22 protein-coding genes are annotated in these 19,904 nt (G+C 64.5%); 8 read left to right on the forward strand and 14 right to left on the reverse strand.

Annotated elements, in window-relative coordinates:
• Positions 1-56: 56 nt before the first annotated feature.
• The 6 genes from ACSQ23_RS22915 to ACSQ23_RS22940 all read right to left on the reverse strand — a co-directional run bounded on the left by ACSQ23_RS22915 (position 57) and on the right by ACSQ23_RS22940 (position 5,048).
• The gene (locus ACSQ23_RS22915) at positions 57-794 is read right to left on the reverse strand and encodes a FadR/GntR family transcriptional regulator (RefSeq protein WP_055882848.1); all 738 of its coding nucleotides are present in this window, start codon (positions 792-794) and stop codon (positions 57-59) included.
• A gap of 332 nt (positions 795-1,126) precedes the next feature.
• Entirely contained in the window at positions 1,127-1,690 is a 564-nt protein-coding gene (locus tag ACSQ23_RS22920; protein WP_436092033.1) for a dihydrofolate reductase family protein, read from the reverse strand.
• 190 nt (positions 1,691-1,880) lie between these two features.
• Positions 1,881-2,732 (reverse strand): fumarylacetoacetate hydrolase family protein, encoded by an 852-nt coding sequence (locus ACSQ23_RS22925; RefSeq protein WP_055882852.1) that lies wholly within the window; start codon positions 2,730-2,732, stop codon positions 1,881-1,883.
• Between the two features lie 86 nt (positions 2,733-2,818).
• Entirely contained in the window at positions 2,819-3,829 is a 1,011-nt protein-coding gene (locus ACSQ23_RS22930) for a DUF3616 domain-containing protein (protein ID WP_436092034.1), read from the reverse strand.
• Positions 3,830-3,832: 3 nt separating this feature from the next.
• Positions 3,833-4,264, reverse strand: coding sequence for an RbsD/FucU family protein (locus ACSQ23_RS22935; RefSeq protein ID WP_436092035.1), 432 nt, complete (start codon positions 4,262-4,264; stop codon positions 3,833-3,835).
• Positions 4,265-4,292: 28 nt separating this feature from the next.
• Positions 4,293-5,048, reverse strand: a complete 756-nt coding sequence (locus tag ACSQ23_RS22940; protein WP_436092036.1) for a GntR family transcriptional regulator — start codon at positions 5,046-5,048, stop codon at positions 4,293-4,295.
• Positions 5,049-5,212: 164 nt separating this feature from the next.
• On the opposite strand from ACSQ23_RS22940, the gene ACSQ23_RS22945 reads away from it, so the two are divergent.
• The 4 genes from ACSQ23_RS22945 to ACSQ23_RS22960 all read left to right on the forward strand — a co-directional run bounded on the left by ACSQ23_RS22945 (position 5,213) and on the right by ACSQ23_RS22960 (position 8,261).
• The gene (locus ACSQ23_RS22945) at positions 5,213-6,766 is read left to right on the forward strand and encodes a UxaA family hydrolase (protein WP_436092037.1); all 1,554 of its coding nucleotides are present in this window, start codon (positions 5,213-5,215) and stop codon (positions 6,764-6,766) included.
• Positions 6,766-7,044: an acylphosphatase gene (locus ACSQ23_RS22950; RefSeq protein ID WP_055882862.1), complete on the forward strand. Its 279-nt coding sequence runs from the start codon at positions 6,766-6,768 to the stop codon at positions 7,042-7,044. Before ACSQ23_RS22945 ends, ACSQ23_RS22950 begins: the two co-directional genes overlap by 1 nt.
• A 425-nt stretch (positions 7,045-7,469) precedes the next feature.
• Positions 7,470-7,874 carry a nucleoside diphosphate kinase regulator gene (gene rnk / locus ACSQ23_RS22955; protein WP_436092038.1) on the forward strand — a complete coding sequence of 135 codons (405 nt, stop codon included), beginning with the start codon at positions 7,470-7,472 and terminating at the stop codon, positions 7,872-7,874.
• A 168-nt stretch (positions 7,875-8,042) separates the two neighbouring features.
• The gene (locus tag ACSQ23_RS22960; RefSeq protein WP_436092039.1) at positions 8,043-8,261 is read left to right on the forward strand and encodes a hypothetical protein; all 219 of its coding nucleotides are present in this window, start codon (positions 8,043-8,045) and stop codon (positions 8,259-8,261) included.
• Here ACSQ23_RS22960 and ACSQ23_RS22965 read toward each other — a convergent pair.
• Genes ACSQ23_RS22965 through ACSQ23_RS22975 form a run of 3 tightly spaced genes read right to left on the reverse strand, consistent with a single transcriptional unit; the run spans position 8,258 to position 9,757 of the window.
• Positions 8,258-8,563 carry a type II toxin-antitoxin system RelE/ParE family toxin gene (locus ACSQ23_RS22965; protein ID WP_436092040.1) on the reverse strand — a complete coding sequence of 102 codons (306 nt, stop codon included), beginning with the start codon at positions 8,561-8,563 and terminating at the stop codon, positions 8,258-8,260. The two genes, ACSQ23_RS22960 and ACSQ23_RS22965, sit on opposite strands and share 4 nt — an antisense overlap.
• Complete coding sequence (locus tag ACSQ23_RS22970; protein WP_436092041.1) at positions 8,560-8,796, reverse strand: type II toxin-antitoxin system ParD family antitoxin; 237 nt, start codon at positions 8,794-8,796, stop codon at positions 8,560-8,562. Before ACSQ23_RS22970 ends, ACSQ23_RS22965 begins: the two co-directional genes overlap by 4 nt.
• Positions 8,797-8,848: 52 nt before the next feature.
• Positions 8,849-9,757 (reverse strand): SMP-30/gluconolactonase/LRE family protein, encoded by a 909-nt coding sequence (locus ACSQ23_RS22975; protein ID WP_436092042.1) that lies wholly within the window; start codon positions 9,755-9,757, stop codon positions 8,849-8,851.
• Between the two features lie 114 nt (positions 9,758-9,871).
• Here ACSQ23_RS22975 and ACSQ23_RS22980 point away from each other — a divergent pair, with 114 nt between their 5' ends.
• Positions 9,872-11,344 carry an NAD-dependent succinate-semialdehyde dehydrogenase gene (locus ACSQ23_RS22980; RefSeq protein WP_436092043.1) on the forward strand — a complete coding sequence of 491 codons (1,473 nt, stop codon included), beginning with the start codon at positions 9,872-9,874 and terminating at the stop codon, positions 11,342-11,344.
• A gap of 199 nt (positions 11,345-11,543) precedes the next feature.
• Here ACSQ23_RS22980 and ACSQ23_RS22985 read toward each other — a convergent pair whose 3' ends face one another.
• Complete coding sequence (locus tag ACSQ23_RS22985; protein WP_436092044.1) at positions 11,544-11,957, reverse strand: GNAT family N-acetyltransferase; 414 nt, start codon at positions 11,955-11,957, stop codon at positions 11,544-11,546.
• A complete protein-coding gene (gene cueR, locus ACSQ23_RS22990) occupies positions 11,944-12,351 on the reverse strand; it encodes a Cu(I)-responsive transcriptional regulator (RefSeq protein WP_069910382.1) in 408 nt (135 codons plus the stop codon). The genes ACSQ23_RS22985 and cueR overlap by 14 nt, the downstream gene beginning before the upstream one ends.
• A 130-nt stretch (positions 12,352-12,481) precedes the next feature.
• Between cueR and ACSQ23_RS22995 the strand changes: the two genes are divergently transcribed.
• Entirely contained in the window at positions 12,482-15,061 is a 2,580-nt protein-coding gene (locus ACSQ23_RS22995) for a heavy metal translocating P-type ATPase (protein ID WP_436092045.1), read from the forward strand.
• Between the two features lie 48 nt (positions 15,062-15,109).
• Here the strand turns inward: ACSQ23_RS22995 and ACSQ23_RS23000 are convergent, their stop codons facing one another.
• Positions 15,110-15,946 (reverse strand): AraC family transcriptional regulator, encoded by an 837-nt coding sequence (locus ACSQ23_RS23000; RefSeq protein ID WP_436092046.1) that lies wholly within the window; start codon positions 15,944-15,946, stop codon positions 15,110-15,112.
• A 125-nt stretch (positions 15,947-16,071) separates the two neighbouring features.
• Here ACSQ23_RS23000 and ACSQ23_RS23005 point away from each other — a divergent pair, with 125 nt between their 5' ends.
• Positions 16,072-16,746, forward strand: a complete 675-nt coding sequence (locus tag ACSQ23_RS23005; protein WP_436092047.1) for an alpha/beta fold hydrolase — start codon at positions 16,072-16,074, stop codon at positions 16,744-16,746.
• Between the two features lie 34 nt (positions 16,747-16,780).
• Here ACSQ23_RS23005 and ACSQ23_RS23010 read toward each other — a convergent pair whose 3' ends face one another.
• A complete protein-coding gene (locus ACSQ23_RS23010; protein ID WP_436092048.1) occupies positions 16,781-17,347 on the reverse strand; it encodes a hypothetical protein in 567 nt (188 codons plus the stop codon).
• Between the two features lie 326 nt (positions 17,348-17,673).
• Between ACSQ23_RS23010 and ACSQ23_RS23015 the strand changes: the two genes are divergently transcribed.
• Positions 17,674-18,846 (forward strand): alpha-hydroxy acid oxidase, encoded by a 1,173-nt coding sequence (locus ACSQ23_RS23015; protein ID WP_055999401.1) that lies wholly within the window; start codon positions 17,674-17,676, stop codon positions 18,844-18,846.
• 208 nt (positions 18,847-19,054) lie between these two features.
• On the opposite strand, the gene ACSQ23_RS23020 is transcribed toward ACSQ23_RS23015, so the two are convergent.
• A complete protein-coding gene (locus tag ACSQ23_RS23020; RefSeq protein WP_436092049.1) occupies positions 19,055-19,819 on the reverse strand; it encodes an aminoacyl--tRNA ligase-related protein in 765 nt (254 codons plus the stop codon).
• Between the last annotated feature and the right edge of the window lie 85 nt (positions 19,820-19,904).

Consider the following 19,904-nt stretch of genomic DNA (forward strand, 5'->3'; position numbering starts at 1 on the left):
CCTGTCGTCGGGGCCGTTTCGGCCCATCCGGCGCGCCGCTCGGGCGTCGCCAAATTCTACTCCTTGAACAAAGCCAGCCCCGCTTCGAGGTGCTGGCTCATGCGATACTGAAAGGCAAAGCGGTTGCGGCTCTCGAGTGCATCGGCGATGCCGCCGTGCTCGTCGAAGCTGACGCCGTGGGTCTTCATGCGGTTAACGCCGCTCTCCATGATCTTGAGCATCACCGGCTTCATGATCCGATAGATCTCGTTGACCTGCTTGTTGCCGAGGATGCCGACAAGCTTGGAATGAAAGCGGAAGTCGTGCTGGGCGGCGACGTGGAGCTGCTCCTCCTCGCGCATGGTGTCGTTGATGGTTCTCAGCTCGACGATATCCTCGGACGTCGCGCGATCGAACAACTGGTCGACCGCGCCGACCTCGATCAGCTGGCGGAAGCCCTGGGTGTCGAGGAAGGTCTGCCGGCTCAGCTCCAGCGTATTGAACGAGTAGAGTTCGAAGACGGCGTCCATCCGCCGATCGATGATCACCGCGCCCACCTTGGGGCGCACGTCGACCACACCATAGGCCTTGAGGATGCGCATCGCCTCGCGCACCGTGGTGCGGCTCGATGTGAACATCTCGCCCAGCTCGCGCTCCGACGGCAGCGGATCGCCGACGCCCAGATTGCGCTTGTCGATCAGCGCCTTGATCTGTCCGACCAGGGTTTCGACGGCGGAATCATAGAGGTGCACGGCGCCATGCTTCTGGCGCGCGCCCCCTTGCTTCAGCCGAACGACATCGCTCCTGGCCGTCATGACCGGATTGCCTCGACACAAGTTGTAGTAGATCCCTCAATCCTACATTTGTAGGACCAGCGGCACGGTAGTTTCAGTGTTTTTGGCTGTCAATAGCCCCGCAATGGAAGCTTATGCGAGATTGTGACGTCATCTGGTATGACAAATAGTAGTTCAAACTGATCTGACAACGATTGCACAGATATCAAATGGCGCGGAAAAATCATTGAATGCTAACATGTTAGCAAGGGTGCGCCGCGAGTGAATGTGGAACACCGAAAAACCCCGCAGCAGGTGCTGCGAGGCTGTGAAAAACCTGCCGGCGACCGGCGCAGGAGCAGGGGTGATCTGCCTCAGTTCGGTGTGTAGGTCAGCGCCACGACGCCATCGGGCAGGGGCGTGGCTTCCAACAGGCGAAGCTTACTCTCAACGCCAGAACCGAAGACGGCCTGGCCGCCACCGAGCAGGATCGGGTTGAGGAACAGGTGCAACTCGTCGATCAGGCCGCGCTCGAGGCAACTGCGGACGAGGAGGGGACTGCCGAAACTGACGATGTCGCCGCCCGGCTGCTGCTTGATGGCAGTGAGCTCATCGGGATCCCGCAGCAGAAGGGAGGTTTCCCAACTGGCCTCGGCTTCGGGCAGGCTGGTGGAGACGACGATCTTGGTGGCGTGCGCGATCCAGTCGGCATGGGCGCGCTCGCCAGGGGTGGCGTCGGGATCGTTCGGGACGCTCGGCCAGTAGCCCTGCATGCCCTTGTAGGTCTTGGGACCAAAGACCACGGCATCGGCATTGGCGGTCAGCTGCTTGGCGCGAGCAGCGATCTGGTCGTTGTAGGTCACCCAATGGAAGCCGCCAGCGGCATCGGAGGCATAGCCATCCAGCGAGATATGCAGGTGCATCTTGAGTTTGCGCATGGTTGGTCCTCATTGGTTAAGTCATTGCTTAACTAAAGCGGAGTCGGGCTGGAAGTCAATAGTTAGTAGATTGCTTAAGTGATGTGCTTGCCGTGCATGCCGCCAGCCACCGTGGTCAGCGAGCTTCGGCACCCAAAGCGAAGGGCGCCGGCCTTGCGACCGACGCCCTTCAAAACTCAGTGGCGAAACCTCAGGCGGCGTAGGCCTTGGTCTTCTGCTGCTGCTCGCCCAGGCCCTCGATGCCCAGCTTCATGGTCTGGCCCGGTTTCAGCCAGATCGGGGTGGGCTTCTGGCCCATGCCGACACCCGGCGGGGTGCCGGTGGTGATCACGTCACCCGGCTGCAGGCTCATGAACTGGCTGAGATAGGCGACGAGATGGGCGACGCCGAAGATCATGGTCTTGGTCGAGCCGTCCTGGTAGCGGTGGCCATCGACGTCGAGCCACATGCCGAGGTTCTGCACGTCCTTGATTTCGTCCTTGGTGACCAGCCACGGGCCGATCGGGCCGAAGGTGTCGGCCGACTTACCCTTGGTCCACTGGCCGCCGCGCTCGGTCTGGAAGTGTCGCTCGGAAAGGTCGTTCACCACGCAGTAGCCGGCGACGTAATCCAGCGCGTCCTTTTCCTCGATATACTTGGCTTCCTTACCGATGATGACGCCGAGCTCGACTTCCCAGTCGGGCTTCAGGGTGTTCTTGGGCAGGATCACGTCGTCGTTCGGGCCGATGATGGCGCTGGTGGCCTTCATGAACAGGATCGGCTCGGCCGGAATGGCAGCGCCGGTCTCGGCGGCGTGGTCGGCATAGTTGAGGCCGATGCACATGAACTTGCCGACATTGCCGACGCAGGGGCCGATACGCGAGCCCTGGTCGAGCACCGGCAGGCTACCATGGTCGGCCGCCTTGATCTTGGCGAGACCGGCAGCGCCGATCGAGGCGCCGTTGATGTCGGGCACCACGGACGAGAGATCGCGATAGGTCCCGTCGGTGTGCAGGATGGCGGGCTTTTCGGCGCCCTTGGCGCCGACGCGCAGAAGTTTCATGGAATGCTCCTCAGACTTGGCGGGAAGGGATAGGGCCAGACCCACGCGGAGTCGAGGCCAACCATGGTCGAATCCGTTCGGTGCATTCAGGCAGGCGGAATGTCGAGGGTGAACAGCCGGGGGCGGCCGTTGGCCGGGTGATCGGCGAGCACCAGCAATTCGGCGCTGGCACTGCCGTTCGCGGCGGACGCATAGCCGGCGAGCAGCAGGCCCTCGACCTTGTCGCCCTCGATCGGGGCGAGCCGGCCGAGGCGGCGTACCGTCTCGCGCTTGCGGTCGAACAGATGGATGGCGAAGCCCGCCGTCGCGTCGGATGCGGGGCCGGAGAGGATGAGCAGGCGGCCATTGGGCAGCATGGCGAGATCGCGAATGCCGGCGCCGCGGCCGAGCGGGACACGCAGGGTTCTGGGGGCGAGATCGGCGCCTGGGGTGAACAACGCGGCGGCGCGGACGCTGAGCAACAGCGCCTTGCCGTCGATGACCGGGCTGCGGAAGCCGAAGTAGAGCCGGCGTCGCCAGGCGGCGAGACCTTCGATGTTGAGGCCATCGCGCTTGTTGGGCGATTTGAGGAAATACGGGGCAAAGCTTTTGCGCTGCGCCAGCAGTTCGTTGAGGCGGAAGCTCAGCTCGGGGCGGCGGCCATCGCGGCTGATGCGGGCGACGAGGTGGGCGGAGCGGCGATAGTCGGCGCGCTTCCTGCCCTCCGGGGTGATCCAGTCGTGGATGCTGTGCGAGCCGGTGACGTAATAGTGCGGGCCGAGCCAGGCGACGCCTTCGCCATCGAGGATGTAGCGATCGGGCCCGGGATCGCCGTCATCGGGGGCGTTGCCGACGGCCTCGAGCGCGTCGCGGTCGGTAGGCAGCAGCGGCACCACGGCACCGGCCGTCAGGGTTGCCGCATCGGTGTCGAGCGTCGCGAACTGGGCGAACAGCCCTTCGTTGTCGATGACGAGGCATTTGCGCCGCCGGCGGTTCAGCGGGGCGGCGCTGGCGATGCCGCTGAGGTCGGTGGCGACCGCAGCCTCGCCGCTCCGGAACTCGCCGATCACGGCGAGCTCCCGGGGGGCGATGAACGGCGGATCAACGCGCCGCGGCATGGGTTACTCCGGGCGGACGATGCCCTTCTTCAACAGCACGTTGCCGTAGAGGCGGCGCTCGCCGGTCTGGATCACCGCATAGGCGCCGTGCACGCGCTCGTAGAAGGCGAAGCGCTCGAGCAGGCTCAGTTTCATCCCCGGCTCGTGCTTTTTGATCAGCTTGTCGAAATCCTTGTGGGTCGCTTCGCGCTTTTTGGCGTCGCCGACCACTTCCATGCCGAAGGCCTGCTCGTCGACGAAGGTATCGAGCGGCATCACCGTGAGGATGGCGTCGAGCGCCTCGGTGGCGCTGATGCCGTCGAGCCGCACCAATTGCGGGCCGGCACTATCGCCGGGGTAGTTGGCATCGACGATGGCGATCTCGTCGCCATGGCCCATGGCGCGCAGGATGTAGAGCAGGTCAGGGCCGAGGATCGGCGGAATGCCCTTGAGCATGAGGTTCTCCCTTGAGGTCTTGTGCCGTTCAGCCGAACGGGAAGGCGGAATAGGCGGGGTCTTCGCGCAGCAGTTGGCCATCGGCGAAGAGCGGGGCGTGTTCGACGGCGAAGGCGATGAGCTCGGCCATCACCGAGTCGATATGGGCACGCATGGCGGCCGAGGCGACCGCAGCGTCGCCGGCGGTGATGCCGTCGAGAATCTTCTGGTGCTCGGCGAGGGTGACACTCAACCGGCGGGGCGTGAGGATCAGCCGGCGAGCCCGATCGAGATTGGCGCGGGTGTTTTCGATGACGCCCTTCACCTTGGTGAAACGCATGTCGCCGAAGACGATGTCGTGGAACTCGAGGTCGCGCTCGTGGAAGCCGTTCTGGTCGTCGATCTCCACGGCGGCGCGCTGGTAGCTCATGTTGCGCTGCAGCGTGTCGATCAGCTCCGGGCTGTGATTGCCGGTGACGACGCGCACTGCTTCGGCCTCGAGCGCTTTGCGGATCAACATGTATTCGAGCACGTCGGCGATGCGCACCAGCGAAACGGTGGAGCCGCGCTGCGGTAGGATATCGACCAGGCCCTCGGCCTGCAGGCGGGCCAGCGCCTCCGAGACCGGGAAGCGCGAGACGCCCAACCGCTCGCAGATGGCGCCCTTGTCGATCACTTCGCCGGGCTTGAGGTCAAGCTGGACGATGGCCTGGCGCAACGTGTCGGTGACGAACACGGTGACGTTGCCGCGCGTCGGCGTCGCCGGCGTAGACAGAAATGAGTAGGGACTTGCCTCGGTCTTCATGCTAACATGTTAGTTGGAGTGCCGGAGCTTTTCAATCGCACCTGCTTGTCACCCGACTGGTTTTCCGCCGCAAGCGGGCTAGCTCGGGCGTACAATAGTTTTGGTGGTTTTGAGTGGTGTTGGCAGTTCCTGCCCCGAATCCAGGATCAAAAGAGCCGCTCGCGATGTCCGATGTCATGTCCCGCCCCGCCGCCGCTAAGACGCTGCTGCTCAACGCCCAAGACAATGTCGCGGTGGCGCTGAGCAATCTCGATGTCGGCACCGATACGCCGCAGGGCGTCAAGACCACCAAGCGGGTGCCCAAGGGACACAAGTTCACCGTGCGGCAGGTTGCGGCAGGCGAGCCGATCGTCAAGTTCGGGCAGATCATCGGCTTCGCCAAGGATAACATCCCGCCGGGCGAATGGGTGCACGAGCACAATGTGACGATCGGCGAAGAGCATGGCGCGTTCAAGCGCGACTACGCGTTCGGCGAGGGCATCGTGCCGGTGGAGTTCGTGGCCGACGCAGAGCGGGCGACGTTCCAGGGCTTCCGCCGCTCCAACGGGCAGGTCGGCACCCGCAACTATATCGGCATTCTCACCTCGGTGAACTGCTCGACCACGGTGGCCGGGTTCATCGCGCGCGAGGTCGAGCGCTCGGGCATTCTCGAGCAATATCCCAACGTCGATGGCATCGTGGCGCTGAAGCAGGCCAATGGCTGCGTCATCGACTATCGCGGCGTGATCTTCGACATCCTGAAGAAGACCACCTGGGGCTATGCCACCAACCCGAACATGGGCGGGGTGATTATGGTGGGGCTGGGCTGTGAGGGTTTCCAGATCCCGCGGCTGAAGGAGGCCTACGGGGTCACCGAGAACGAGACGTTCCGCACCATGACGATCCAGGAAGTCGGCGGCACGAAAAAGACCGTCGAAGCCGGCGTCGAGGCGGTCAAAGCCATGCTGCCGATCGTCAACAAGGCGAAGCGCGAAACGGTGCCGGCATCGGAGTTGATGCTGGCGCTGCAGTGCGGCGGCTCGGACGGCTATTCGGGCATCACCGCCAATCCGGCGCTGGGCGTCGCAGCCGACATCCTGGTGCGGCATGGCGGCACGGCGATTCTGTCGGAGACGCCGGAGGTTTATGGCGCGGAGCACCTGCTCACCCGGCGTGCCAAAAACCGCGAGGTCGGCGAAAAGCTCATCGATATCATCCACTGGTGGGAAGATTACGCCGAGCGCAACAATATGGAGATGAACAACAATCCGTCACCGGGCAACAAACTCGGCGGACTTACCACTATCCTCGAGAAATCTTTGGGTGCGACTGCAAAAGGTGGGACGACTCCACTCAATGCAGTGTATCACTATGCCGATCCGGTGACCGAAAAGGGGTTCGTGTTCATGGATACGCCGGGATACGATCCGGTTTCTGCGACCGGGCAGGTCGCGGGTGGTGCGAATATACTATGCTTCACCACAGGGCGTGGCTCGGCCTATGGCTGCAAGCCGACGCCGTCGATCAAGATCGCCACCAATTCGGACATCTATCACAAGATGATCGACGACATGGACATCAACGGCGGCGAAGTGGTCGAGGGCGGCTCGCTCGAAGAAAAGGGGCAGGAGATCTTCGACAAGATCCTCGCCGTCGCTTCGGGCGAAAAGAGCAAGTCGGAACTCCTGGGCTACGGCGACAATGAGTTCGTGCCCTGGCAGATCGGCGCAACCTTCTGATGCGGCGCGCCGTCCACGTGGTGATCACTGGACGGGTGCAAGGAGTGGGCTTTCGCGCTTTCGTCGAGCGCGAGGCCGAGGCATTGCGGCTCGAAGGCTGGGTGCGCAACCGGCGCGACGGCACGGTCGAGGCGGTGTTCGCCGGCGATGAGGGCGAAATCCAGCACATCCTGATGGAACTCAACGCCGGCCCGCCCGCCGCCGCAGTGACCGACGTGCGGACCGGACCCTATGAAGGCCCGATCCCGCCGGGATTTAGTTCGCTGCCGACGGCGTGAGTGCCGAGTCGCCCGTGATGCCAAATCAGGGGTGGGCACCAAAGTCACCCCAGGGTCGTGGGGGACTTGCAGCGCGTCGGTTCGCGCAGCAGCGGGGATCCCCTAACTTGGCGCAAATGGGTCTTCGCAAGGACAGACCTCTTTCCAATCGCACCCCGCGCATTTGACTTTGCGGCGGGACCTCCTACATTCATGCCATGTCTTGCTTCGCGACCATCATCGGTATGGCACCGCGCCGGGAAACCCCGGTCGCAGGCATATAGCCCCATGATCCGCGCCTAGGCGCCGCCGGGTCTGGGGCATCCCGAACCACGCGGAAGCTTCCGCTCGGGTTCACGAGCAAGGCGCCACATCCCAAAACACCAGCGTGAACCGTCGCGGGCGAAGACCCGCAGACGTTCGCGCATCGAAAGGAATTTTCTCAGATGCAATCCATGCGTCGCTATGACCTGCAACCGCGTATCGTCCTCAGCGAGGATGATCATCGCAAACTTATCGCCCTGGCACTGGCCGGCAGCGGACACAGCTCCGATGCGGCCGACGACCTGCTGTATGAAATCGAACGCGCCCGCGTCGTGCCGACCCCCAAGTTGGGTTCGAGCGTCGTGCGGATGGGCTCGACCGTGACCTACCGGCCCGACAATGGCGCGGAGCGCACTGTGCAGCTGGTCTATCCAGTCGATGCCGATATCTCCCAGGGCAAGATCTCGGTGCTGACCCCGGTCGGCACGGCGCTGATCGGCCTCGATGTCGGGCAGTCGATTACCTGGGAGGCGCGTGACGGCCACAAGCACGTGCTGACCGTGCTGGCGGTCGCGCCGCAGGCGTGATTCGCGGTCGGCGGGCCACCCTGGTGGCCGCCGCGCAGCTGGATCGATCAGCAAAACCAGATGGTTGGACTGTCACAATTGTGCGGCCCAACCGTCATCGCGCGGGCATCGCTCGTGGTTAATGAAGTGTTGCGGCCAAACTGGCCGCGCCGCACTTCGGAGGCTCGAATGGCCCAGCAACGTGTCCACCATCCTGTTGTCACCGGCATGCGCTCGACCACCGGGCAAGCACTGGCGATCCGCTACGACTTGAGCTCCAACACCATCGCCTTCGTCGAGGACGACTGGTTCGCCGACGCGGTACGCAGCAGCAGCGTGCCGCCCCGCACCGAGGTGCGGCAGCGGCTGGGCAACAACGACACCAGGCTGAGGCCACGGCGGCGTTAACGGCCATCTCGGAACAAGCCCGCGACATCCATGCTTTGATGCAGGATGCGGATCACGTCGATTGTTTGATCGCTCGCGCGGGTGAAATAGATCATGTGAGAGCCAGCCGCGCACTTGAAGTATCCCGGCCTCACATCGGCAGCCGACCGCAAGGGAATGCGCCCCGCGACGATGCCGTCGAGGCGATTCCTGATGGCCACGACGTAGCTTGCGGCTTGATCTTTGCCCCACTGCTGGGCGGTGTAGTCCCAAATACCGACGAGATCCGCCTCGGCCGCAGGGCTGAGGCGGTAAGCGATCACGATGCTCTCTTGCGCGCGATGAATGCGTCAAAGTCGAACGGCTTCGGCGTACCGCTACGCTCGCCTTCGATCAGCGCCGCCCTCAGGGCCTCCAGCTTTGCATCGTGTTCTTCGAGCAGACGCAGCCCGGCTCGAACGACCTCACTGCTTGAGCCGTAGCGGCCCTTAGCAACCTGGGTATCGATGAAATTCGACAACTCATCGCCCAGGACGATCGATCTTGATTTGGACATCTCGGTTCTCCGATACCAATAGATAGTATCTGCTGGCACCCGTTGCGTCCACCTAAGGCCGCGACGCCCCATTCACCGCCAGGTAGATGCTGTGCAGGCTCTGCGTGGCGCAGATGAACAGGCGGTTGCGCCGGGGGCCGCCGAACTCGACGTTGGCGACGGTGTCGGGGGTCAGGAGCTTGCCGAGCAGCACGCCCGAGGAATTGAAGCAGTGGACGCCGTCGCCGGCCGAGGTCCAGACATTGCCGCGGTCGTCGAGGCGGAAGCCATCCGGCAGGCCCGTATCGGTGACGCAGAAGACGCGGCCATTGCTGACGGTATTGTCGGCGTTGACGTCGAACACCCGGATGTGACGCGGCAGGTCGGCGCCGTGGCTATAGGCGCTGTCGGCGACGTAGAGGCGCTTCTCGTCAGGCGAGAAGGCGATGCCGTTGGGGCGGACGAAATCGTCGATCGCGACCTTCAGCACGCCGGTGGCGGGATCGAGGCAGAAGACGTAGCAGCCATCCTGCTCGAACTCGCCCTTGTAGCCCTCGTAGTCCGAGAGAATGCCGTAGCCGGGGTCGGTGAACCAGATGGTGCCGTCGGATTTCACCACCACATCGTTGGGGGCGTTGAGCTTCTTGCCGCGATAGCTGTCGGCGAGGACGGTGATCGAGCCATCGAGCTCGGTGCGGACGACGTTGCGGCCGCCATGCGAGCAGGAGACCAGCCGGCCCTCACGGTCGCGGGTGTTGCCGTTGATGTAGTTTGAGTTGTGCCGGTAGACCGAGGCGCCGCCGTCGGGGGTCCAGCGCAGCATGCGGTTGTTGGGGATGTCGGACCAGACCAGCTGGTTGGCGTCGCCGAACCAGCACGGGCCCTCGGCCCAGCGGCAATCGGAATAGAGCGTTTCGAGCTTGGCGCTGCCCTGGATCAGGTGCCCGAACTCTTTCTCGTGATGCTGATAGACGCCGGCCATTTGGTCCCCCGCTTGTTTGTTTGGCGGCATCCAATCGGAAGTTTTGGAGCCCGGCAAGGCTACTTGCGTTCATTGCAGGCGAGGCGCAGAGCTTCCGCCTCAAGGAGAAGACCGATGCCGATCACCGATGCGCTCAACACCCGCCTCAAGGATCCCTCGCTGCTGCAGGCCGCCGCCTTTATCGGCGGGCGCTGGCTCGAGACGGCAGAAAACGGCACAACTTTCGAAGTGACCAACCCATCGACCGGCGCGGTGCTGGCGGTGCTGCCGAATTGCGGCGTGGCGGAAGCCAAGCTCGCAATCACCGCAGCCGAAACGGCGCAGCAGGCCTGGGCGAAGCAGACCGGCAAGGCGCGCGCCGCGGTGCTGCGCAAACTCCATGACCTGATGGTCGAGAACGCCGACGATCTCGCGGCGATCATGACCGCCGAGCAGGGCAAGCCCGTGCCCGAGGCGAAGGGCGAGGTGCTCTATGGCGCTGCTTATGTCGAGTGGTTCGGCGAGGAGGCCAAGCGGGTCTATGGCGACACCATTCCCGGGCACCAGGAAGACAAGCGGATCATCGTGATCAAGCAGCCGGTCGGGGTGGTCGCGACGATCACGCCGTGGAACTTCCCCAACGCCATGCTGGCCCGCAAGGTGGCGCCCGCTTTGGCGGCGGGGTGCGCGGTCGTGTCGAAGCCGGCGGCGGAAACACCGCTTTCCGCCATCGCCATTGGTGTCCTGGCCGAGCGGGCCGGGCTGCCGGCGGGGCTGTTCAACCTGTTGCCGTCGACCCATTCGTCGGATCTGGGCAAGGAGTTCTGCTCGAACGAGGTGGTCAGGAAGCTGAGCTTTACCGGCTCGACCGACGTCGGCCGCATCCTGATGCGCCAGGGGGCCGACCAGATCAAGCGGCTGAGCCTCGAGCTCGGCGGCAATGCGCCGTTCATCGTCTTCGACGACGCCGATCTCGATGCGGCGGTCGAGGGGGCGATGATCTCGAAATACCGCAATAACGGGCAGACCTGCGTCTGCGCCAACCGCATCTATGTGCAGGCCGGCGTCTACGATGCGTTCGCCGAAAAGCTCACCGCGGCAGTGGAAAAGCTGAGAGTGGGCGACGGATTTGGCGAGGGGATCACCACCGGGCCGCTGATCGACGAGAAGGCAGTGGAGAAGGTGGAGCGGCACCTCACCGATGCGCTGCGCAAGGGCGGCCGTGTGCTGGTTGGCGGCAAGCGCAAGGAGGGGTTGTTCTTCGAGCCGACCATCGTGGCGGACGCGACCGGCGACATGATGCTGGCGCGCGAGGAAACGTTCGGACCGCTGGCGCCGCTGTTCCGCTTCGAGACGGTGGACGAGGTGATCCGGCTCGCCAACGCCACCGAGTTCGGGCTCGCGTCCTATTTCTATGCACGCGACCTGAGCCGGGTATTCGAGGTGGCCGAAGCGCTCGATTACGGCATGGTCGGGATCAATACCGGCCTGATCTCCACCGAGGTCGCGCCGTTCGGCGGCGTGAAGCAATCGGGGCATGGGCGCGAGGGATCGAAGTACGGCATCGAGGACTATCTCGATATCAAGTATCTGTGCCTGAGTGTTTAGTGCGGTGCATTGGCCCCACCCCACCCAGTTTCGCTAGGCAGCAAGCTCCCAAGCTCCACTACCCTCCCCATCAAGGGGAGGGAGACCCGACTGCAGGCTTCGGCTCTGTCGTCTCCCTCCCCCTTGTGGGGAGGGTAGCGCAGCTAGGCGGAGCCTTAGCGGAGCTGGGTGGGGGTGGCCACCCGCACGGGGCCAGAGGCTAAAGCCTGATCAACCCCGCCGCGCTCGGCCTGAACCCGCACGCCTTGTAGAACCCATCCAGCTTCTCCTCATAATCGACATGCAGCCAATGCGCCCCGCGTTCACGGGCAGCGTCCGTGACCCGCCGTACCAGTTCGGTGGCTATGCCGCGGCGCTGGAACTCTGGGTCGACCGTGGTGTCGAGCAGGAAGGCGTGGACGCCGCCGTCCCAGGCGACGTTGACGTAGCCGACCATGCGGTCGCCGGCATAAGCGCAGGCGTGGGTGAGGCTGCGGGTAAGGATGAAGGCGAGGTCGCCGCCCCAGTCACCACCCCAGGCGGCGCGCCATAGCGGGGCCAGTTCTTCCTCGCTCGGGAACGGATCGAGCCGGTAGGCGATCTCGATGCCCGTGTTGTCTTTAGTTTCTTGCATGCAGTTCCGTTCCGGCGAGGCCTTCGATGATCGGGCAATCGGGACGGTGATCGCCATCGCAGGCATCGGCGAGGGTGGCGAGGGTGTGGCGCATCTCGCCGAGCAGCCGGATCTTCTGGTCGAGTTCGGCGATGTGGCTCTGGGTCAGCGCCTTGACGTCGGCGCTCGAGCGCTGCGTATCGCCCCAGAGGCGCAGCAGATCGCGGATTTCGTCCATCGAGAAGCCGAGGTCGCGGGCGCGGCGGATGAAACCGAGACGGTGGATGTCATGATGGCCGTAATCGCGATAATTGCTGTCGCGCCGGTCGGCATTGGGAATGAGGCCGATAGATTCGTAGTGACGGATCATCTTGGCGGATACGCCGGTGAGCCGGGAGGCCTCGCCGATCTGCATGGGAACACCTATCTGAACAATGTGCTTGACCTTACCATGATGGGAAGGTGCAGAACAGGGCCCAGTACGATTTCGTTTGTCGCGTCTCCGCCGGGCTCAGCCGCCGGGAGACGTTCTACAGGAGCCGAGCATGGATCACGCTGAACACAAGCATTCGCACGGGGCAGGGGGCGCGGTCAGTCGCGACCCGGTCTGCGGCATGACCGTCGATATGGCCAAGACACCGCACCGCACCATGCATGAGGGCCGCGAGATCGGCTTCTGCAGCGGCGGCTGCAAGGCCAAGTTCGAGGCGGAGCCGGCAAAGTACCTGACGGCGACCGACCCGGTCTGCGGCATGCAGGTGGATCGGACGACCGCCAAACACATGCTGAAGCACGAGGGGACGCGCTACTATTTCTGCAGCGTCGGGTGCCTCAGCAAGTTCGAAGCCGAGCCGCAGAAATATCTCAGTGCACCGAAGGACGACGCCTGCGGCTGCGGGGATGGGCATGATCACGGCGCCGCCGCGAAGGGTGGACACGATCATGCGGGCCACGACCACAGCCACCACGGCCACTCGCATGGTGCGCCGCCGGTCGACCCGTCGACCGTCGCGGCAGGGACCAAGTGGACCTGCCCGATGCATCCGGAGATCGTCAAGGACGGCCCGGGCGATTGCCCGATCTGCGGCATGGCGCTCGAGCCGATGGTGGCCTCGCTCGACGACGGCCCGAACCCCGAACTCGTCGATTTCACCCGCCGGCTATGGGTGAGCGCCGGGCTGTCGATCCCGATCCTCATCATCTCGATGGGCGGCATGGTCGGCCTGCCGGTGCGTGAGTGGATCGGCGAGCCGCTGGCCACCTGGATCGAAATGGCATTGGCCACGCCGGTGGTGCTGTGGGCGGCCTGGCCGTTCTTCCGGCGCTTCGGGAATTCGCTCCGCAACCGCTCGCCCAATATGTGGACGTTGATCGGGCTCGGAGTGGGCGCGGCCTACCTGTTCTCGGTGGTGGCGGTACTGTTCCCGCAGCTGTTCCCGATGAGCATGACGCATATGAACGGCGTGCCGCCGGTGTATTTCGAAGCGGCGGCGGTAATCGTGGCGCTGGTGTTCGTCGGCCAGGTGCTGGAGCTCAGGGCCCGCGACGCCACCGGCAAGGCGATCCGGGCGTTGCTCAACCTCGCGCCGAAGACGGCGCGCAAGGTGTGGCAGGGCAAGGATATCGAGGTGCCGATCGAAGAGGTGCGGGCCGGCGACTGGCTGCGGGTGCGGCCCGGCGAGGCGGTGCCGGTCGATGGCGAGGTGCTCGAAGGGCAGTCGTTCGTCGATGAATCGATGCTGACCGGCGAGCCGGTGCCGGTGGAAAAGCTGAAGGGCGAGCCGGTGACCGGTGGCACGCTGAATGGCGAAGGCAGCTTCGTCATGCAGGCGCTGCGGGTGGGCTCGGAGACGCGGCTCAGCCAGATCGTCGAGCTGGTCGGCAAGGCTCAGCGCAGCCGCGCCCCGATCCAGGCGCTGGCCGACAAGGTGGCGAACTGGTTCGTGCCCCTGGTGGTGGTGATCGCTATTGCGGCGTTCGCGGCGTGGATGATCTGGGGCCCTGGCCTCGCCGAGGCGATCGTCGCGGCGATCTCGGTGCTGATCATCGCCTGTCCCTGTGCGCTGGGTCTCGCGACGCCGATCTCGATCATGGTGGCGACCGGGCGCGGCGCGCATGCCGGCGTCTTGGTGAAGGATGCCAAGGCGCTCGAGGGCTTTGCCCGGGTCGATACGCTGATCGTCGACAAGACCGGCACGCTCACTGAGGGGAAGCCGACGCTCGACCAGGTGATCCCGGTGAAGGGCGTCGACGAAGGCTTCGTGCTGGCTGTCGCCGCAGCGCTCGAGAAGCACTCCGAGCACCCGATCGGCACCGCCGTGGTCAAGGGCGCCGAGACGCGGGGAGCGCGGGTCTACGAGAGCGACGGCTTCACCTCGCTCACCGGGCGCGGCATCAAGGGAATGGTCGGCGGCAAGCCGGCGCTGCTCGGCAACCTCAAGCTGTTCAAGGAGCAGAACATCACCGTCGACGACAAGCTGGCGGGGCTGCTCGAGCAGCAGGCTGGCTCGGGCAAGACCGCGATCCTCGTCGCCCATGATGGGGCAGCGATCGGTGTGGTGACGGTGTCGGACCCGATCAAATCAGGGGCAAAGGAAGCGATCGCGGCGCTGCGGGCCGATGGCGTGGCGGTGGTGATGGCGACGGGCGATGCCAGGGGCACAGCCGAAGCGGTCGGGCGCGAGCTCGGCCTCAGCGAGGTACAGGCGGGCATGGCGCCCGAGGACAAGCACACGCTGATCGAGAGCCTGAAGGCCAAGGGCAAGTCGGTGGCGTTCGCCGGCGACGGCGTCAACGATGCGCCGGCGCTGGCGGCAGCCGATGTCGGCGTGGCGATGGGCACCGGGGCGGATGTGGCGATCGAAAGCGCCGGTATCACGCTCTTGAAGGGCGAGCTCAACGGCATCGTCAAGGCGCGCAAGCTTTCCAAGGCGACGCTCAGCAATATCAAGCTGAACCTGCTGTTCGCCTTCGGCTACAACGCGCTGGGCATTCCAGTGGCGGCGGGCGTGCTCTACCCGCTGACCGGCTGGCTGCTCTCGCCGATGCTGGCTGCGGCGGCCATGGCGCTGAGCTCGGTGAGCGTCATCGCCAACGCGCTGCGGCTGAACTCGGTGAAGCTGTAGCGTCGGCCACGGACGGGAGACGGCCAAAAGCCGTCTCCGCGGGGCCTCTCAGATCACCCCCACAGCCTGCCCACGCCTCGACGGCGACCCGCGCGAGCCGCTCTCATGAGCAATGCTGCTGAGGTACTTGGCCGGGGGTTTGCCGAGCGCCTTCTTGAACATGGCGATGAAGGATGCGACCGACGCGTAGCCGAGATCAGCCGAGACCTGCTGAACCGTCGCGCCATCGGACAATTCGCGTATCGCGACAATCAGATGCAGCTGCTGCCGCCAGCGACCGAAGGTCAATCCTGTCTCCTGAACCACCAGGCGGCTGAGACTGCTCTCGCTCATCGCCACGCGCCCAGCCCAAACGCCCAACGTCGCACGGTCGGCGGGATTGGCTGCAAGTGCGTTCACTATGGTGGCGAGACGTGGCTCTGCGGACACCGGCAGATGCAGCTGTTGCACGGGCATCAGCGGCAATTGGGCCAGGAGAACCTTGATCAGCAGATCATCGGCTTCGTTCGCGCTCTCGCGGTCGGCAAGTTCAATGATCAGTTCGCGCAGCAGTGGCGAAATTGAGAGGGTGCAGCATTGGTCTGGGAGATCGACCGCACCGGGCTCCAGGTACACGAAGAAGAGCTTCGCATTGGCGGTTGCCATGTTGCTGTGTGGAAGACTGCCGGGAATCCACACCGCGCAATGTGGTGGCACCATCCAGAGGCCACTCGGAACGCGGCACGTGACCCCACCCGCCAGCGCGAAAACCAGCTGCCCTTTGCGGTGCTGATGCTCGGGTACTTCCGTTCTCGCCTCGCCGACGTCGATCCGCACCGACACTGCCGGGGCGGAGATCCGGTCTACGTCCAGGTCCGTCCACGGATATTGAAGCGCCTGCCGCATGTTTGACCGTCACGCATTTGACCGGTTTCAATAATGAGTTGCGATTATATCGAAATTCATGTGCCGCGAAAAGCGCTACACGTTTGGCGGCGCCCCAGCGGGCTTGGTCGATCAAGAGGTAACTCATGGCAAACGTGGTCATTGTGCCGGGTGGCTGGCATGGCGGGTGCGAACTTTCGCCCTTCGCACGCAGGTTGCGCGCCCTCGGACATGACGTCTTCACGCCAACCCTCACGGGACTGGGCGACAGATCGCACCTGGCGGTCATGCGGCCAAACCTGGACACGCACATCGAGGACGTGACGAACGCCGTTGAATTCGAGGGCCTCTCGAATGTCGTTCTCTGCGCCCACAGTTACGGCGGGATGGTGATCACCGGTGTGGCGGATCGACTGGCCGAGCGCATATCGGCGCTCGTCTATATCGATGCGCTGGTGCCGGAGGACGGTGACTCCTGGTGGCGGCTGATGAACGACTATTTCCGAACCATCGCCATCGAAGGAGCCGACGGCGACGGCTTCGGCGTTAGTCCGCCAGCGGGCATGGACGTCCGCTGCCGGCCACACCCTTTGGCGTCGTTTCTCCAGACCATCCATCTGACCGGGCGGTGGAAGGAGGTTCGTGAAAAGCTCTTCGTCTATGCGACCGGCTGGAGCGACAGCCCATTCCCGCCGACCGTCGCTCGCCTGAGGAAACTGGCGGACTGGCGCATCGAGGAGTTGCCAGTTCGGCACAACGTCATCGCCGCGGCCCCAGAGCAGTTCCTGGCCATCCTGACAACGCTCAACGCGATGCAGTGATTACGGCGCCCGCCGACCGCTTGCGTCTCCCAACTCACATCGGAGCGGAAACCGTCACGCTCGGATCGTACCGGTAGGTGGCCCGGGTGGCGGTGGTCTTGCCGGCGGCGGTCGAGGTGCCGAGAATCAGCAGCGGCAGTTTGGTTGCCGGGTCAGCATAAAGCGTCGATGAACTTTCGACGCCGGCCATGGCGAAGTCGTACTTGAAGGCGAGGTAGTCCTTGCCCTCGAAATTCTGGGTGCCGAGGCATTCGGCGCCTGCCACCTGGTCGATCATCCCGGCGGCGCCGCTGATGCCGGCCGTCATCTGGGCGGCCATGCTGTCGGGCATTGCTGTCCAGGCGCCGCCCATCTGCATCCAGGCCTTGCCGTCATGCACGGTCATTTCCTGCGTCGCGCCACCGATATGGGTGGTGGCGTGGATCGACGCCGGGGGTACGACTTCGGCAGTCATGGTCATATCGTCGGAAACGAGTTCCATCAGGTAGGGGCCGCCGGTGAGCGAGCCGGTGAGCACCGATTTCAGGTCGGCGAGGCAGTCGGCCTGGGCGGGAGCGGCGAAGGCGATGGCGGATAATGCGGCAAGGGTGGCGATGCGCATGGGAGTCTCTCCGTTGAAGGCGGCGAACGTGCGCGGCCGAGGATGAAGCGGTGATGAACGCCGCGGAGCTGGTGCGAGCTGACCCCTACCCCTGTTCCCTCCCCCCTGGGGACGCGGTAGCGCCCCGGAATGGGGAGGGAGACCAAAACACTGGCGCTGATGAGAGCGTCTCCCTCCCCTTGTTTAGGGGGCGGGGACAGCGGTGGGGGTCAGCCCGTGCCGGATTTGCGTTGGTTCAACGCCTGGTTCCGAATGAACGTCCAACGTCGCATTGACCACTGACATGTCAGAGAACTAGAAAGCGCCAAGGTTTCTCCGGGGCGCACATGGCCAATCTCGACAAGTATCTCACCATCGAAGACCTGATGAAGGCCGCGAAGCGCCGCGTGCCCAAGATGTTTTTCGACTATGCGGACTCGGGGTCGTGGACCGAGAGCACCTATCGCGACAACACCACCGACTTCGAAAAGATCAAGCTCAGGCAGCGCGTGGCGGTCAATCTCGAGAACCGTAACCTCGCGACGACGATGATGGGCCAGCCGGTGTCGATGCCGGTGGCGATCGCCCCGGTGGGGTCGACCGGCATGCAGTCGGCCGACGGCGAGATCAAGGCGGCGCGGGCGGCGGAGAAGTTCGGCATCCCGTTCACCCTCTCGACCATGGCGATCTGCTCGATCGAGGACGTGGCCGAAAACACCACGAAGCCGTTCTGGTTCCAGCTCTACGTGATGCGCGACAAGCCGTTCATCGAGCGGCTGATCGACCGCGCCAAGGCAGCCAAGTGCCCGGTGCTGGTGTTGACGATGGACCTGCAGATCCTCGGGCAGCGCCACAAGGATATCCGCAACGGGCTGAAGGCGCCGCCGCCGATCACCCCGAAATTCCTGTTCGAGATTGCCACCAAGCCGGCCTGGGCTTTGGGCATGCTGGGCACCAAGCGCCGCACCTTCCGCAATATTGCCGGGCACGTCACCGAGGCGGTGGACCTCGCCTCGCTCAGCCAGTGGACGGCGACACAGTTCGACCTGACGCTGAACTGGAAGGACATCGCCTGGATCAAGAAGCGCTTCGGTGGTCCGGTGATCGTCAAGGGCATCCTCGATGCCGAGGACGCGCGGCTGGCAGTGGAGAATGGCGCTGACGGCATCATCGTCTCCAACCATGGCGGCCGGCAGCTCGACAGCGCCCCCTCGACCATCCGGGTGCTGCCCGAGATCGTCGATGCGGTGGGCAACCGCACCGAAGTGCTGATGGATTCGGGCATCCGCTCAGGCCAGGACGTGCTGAAGGCGCTGGCGCTCGGCGCCAAGGGCACCTTTGTCGGCCGCGCCATGGCCTTCGGGCTGGGCGCCGGCGGCGAGGCGGGCGTGACCCGGGCGCTGCAGATCATCAACAAGGAGATGGACGTCACCATGGCCCTGATGGGCGAGCGCGACGTCAAGAATATCGGGCTCCACAACATCTACTCGAACGACCTGCAGAAGCGGCAGGGCTACTGAGCCCTTCCCTCAAGTGGGAGGCCACAGCTCGGTTCAAGAAGAGCACCCCCCACCCTGTCCCTCCCCCGCAAGGGGGGAGGAGACCAAAACACGAGCGCTGGTGATGGCGTCTCCCTCCCCCTTGCGGGAGGGGACAGGGGTGGGGGTACTCTTCCCGCGCCGGGGGAGGGAGCGCTCTCGGACTGGGGAGTTCCCCGCCTACAACTTGTCAAGCGGTGAGCGCCGCTTCGCGCTCGTCGGCGATTGACCAGTTGTAGATGCAACGATCGAGGCCGATGGCGATTTCCACTACCAGCACGTCGATCTCGCGCGTCCCGTTCTTGCCGGTGACCACAGCCTTCTGCGGGAAATCGGTGCGGCGGGAGATGGAGGTGACCTCCATCCATTTGTCGCCATTGTCCACCTCGATATCCATGGTGATCTCGGAATAGGCCGGCAGCCGGTCAGACGGCACGATACGGGTCGGCAGGCGGGTCACCGCGGCGATCATCCGGCGCACCGGTTCGAGCACCGCGGTGTGGTAGTCGTTGGCGGTATCGGCGGCATAGGCGCACTGGAACTCCATCTGCCAGAACTCCTTGAGCCGGACGTGCCGGGTCGACTGGTCCTGCTCGCGGCGGAACGACTTGCCGGCCTGCCAGACGCAGAACGGCAGCCGGGTTTTGGCGTGAGTGTTGAGCTGGTGCGTCATGTAGACATAGGTCGAGGGCGTGGTCTCCGGCCGCAGCACCAGTTCGCGCTCGGTGTCGGAACTGCGCTGCGGCACGTAGAGATCGTCCGGGCCGTAGGCCGATGAGATCAGTTCGCGCGGCGTCAGGATCGGCGCCTCGACGCGCCGGATATCCCAGGCGGGGTTGATCGAGCGGAGGAGCACGGTGACCTCGGCCGAAATGTAGGAGATGGCGCTGTCGCGCAGGCGGATTTCGCGCTCGTTCCAGTGGACGAGCCCGTTGGCGTCATAAAGGGAAAGCATGCTGCTCTCTCGTTCTAGCGGTATGGGGATGTGGTTCGGGCTTTACGTCTCCGGCGGGCGGAGACGGCGCATGCCGAACCCCCGC

The sequence above is a fragment of the Devosia sp. LjRoot16 genome, from assembly GCF_964252795.1.
In the GTDB taxonomy this organism is placed as follows: Bacteria; Pseudomonadota; Alphaproteobacteria; order Rhizobiales; family Devosiaceae; genus Devosia_A.

Excerpts from the sequence above, each read along its gene's own strand:
- ACSQ23_RS22950 (WP_055882862.1), top strand. The coding sequence starts at position 6,766 with ATGCGGCGCGCCGTCCACGTGGTGATCACTGGACGGGTGCAAGGAGTG.
- ACSQ23_RS22960 (WP_436092039.1), top strand. The coding sequence starts at position 8,043 with ATGGCCCAGCAACGTGTCCACCATCCTGTTGTCACCGGCATGCGCTCG.
- ACSQ23_RS22975 (WP_436092042.1), bottom strand. The coding sequence starts at position 9,757 with ATGGCCGGCGTCTATCAGCATCACGAGAAAGAGTTCGGGCACCTGATC.
- ACSQ23_RS23010 (WP_436092048.1), bottom strand. The coding sequence starts at position 17,347 with ATGCGCATCGCCACCCTTGCCGCATTATCCGCCATCGCCTTCGCCGCT.
- ACSQ23_RS22945 (WP_436092037.1), top strand. The coding sequence starts at position 5,213 with ATGTCCGATGTCATGTCCCGCCCCGCCGCCGCTAAGACGCTGCTGCTC.
- ACSQ23_RS22915 (WP_055882848.1), bottom strand. The coding sequence starts at position 794 with ATGACGGCCAGGAGCGATGTCGTTCGGCTGAAGCAAGGGGGCGCGCGC.
- ACSQ23_RS22925 (WP_055882852.1), bottom strand. The coding sequence starts at position 2,732 with ATGAAACTTCTGCGCGTCGGCGCCAAGGGCGCCGAAAAGCCCGCCATC.
- ACSQ23_RS22930 (WP_436092034.1), bottom strand. The coding sequence starts at position 3,829 with ATGCCGCGGCGCGTTGATCCGCCGTTCATCGCCCCCCGGGAGCTCGCC.
- rnk (WP_436092038.1), top strand. The coding sequence starts at position 7,470 with ATGCAATCCATGCGTCGCTATGACCTGCAACCGCGTATCGTCCTCAGC.
- ACSQ23_RS23020 (WP_436092049.1), bottom strand. The coding sequence starts at position 19,819 with ATGCTTTCCCTTTATGACGCCAACGGGCTCGTCCACTGGAACGAGCGC.
- ACSQ23_RS22940 (WP_436092036.1), bottom strand. The coding sequence starts at position 5,048 with ATGAAGACCGAGGCAAGTCCCTACTCATTTCTGTCTACGCCGGCGACG.
- ACSQ23_RS22980 (WP_436092043.1), top strand. The coding sequence starts at position 9,872 with ATGCCGATCACCGATGCGCTCAACACCCGCCTCAAGGATCCCTCGCTG.
- cueR (WP_069910382.1), bottom strand. The coding sequence starts at position 12,351 with ATGCAGATCGGCGAGGCCTCCCGGCTCACCGGCGTATCCGCCAAGATG.
- ACSQ23_RS23005 (WP_436092047.1), top strand. The coding sequence starts at position 16,072 with ATGGCAAACGTGGTCATTGTGCCGGGTGGCTGGCATGGCGGGTGCGAA.
- ACSQ23_RS22985 (WP_436092044.1), bottom strand. The coding sequence starts at position 11,957 with ATGCAAGAAACTAAAGACAACACGGGCATCGAGATCGCCTACCGGCTC.
- ACSQ23_RS23015 (WP_055999401.1), top strand. The coding sequence starts at position 17,674 with ATGGCCAATCTCGACAAGTATCTCACCATCGAAGACCTGATGAAGGCC.
- ACSQ23_RS22970 (WP_436092041.1), bottom strand. The coding sequence starts at position 8,796 with ATGTCCAAATCAAGATCGATCGTCCTGGGCGATGAGTTGTCGAATTTC.
- ACSQ23_RS22920 (WP_436092033.1), bottom strand. The coding sequence starts at position 1,690 with ATGCGCAAACTCAAGATGCACCTGCATATCTCGCTGGATGGCTATGCC.
- ACSQ23_RS22995 (WP_436092045.1), top strand. The coding sequence starts at position 12,482 with ATGGATCACGCTGAACACAAGCATTCGCACGGGGCAGGGGGCGCGGTC.
- ACSQ23_RS22935 (WP_436092035.1), bottom strand. The coding sequence starts at position 4,264 with ATGCTCAAGGGCATTCCGCCGATCCTCGGCCCTGACCTGCTCTACATC.
- ACSQ23_RS23000 (WP_436092046.1), bottom strand. The coding sequence starts at position 15,946 with ATGCGGCAGGCGCTTCAATATCCGTGGACGGACCTGGACGTAGACCGG.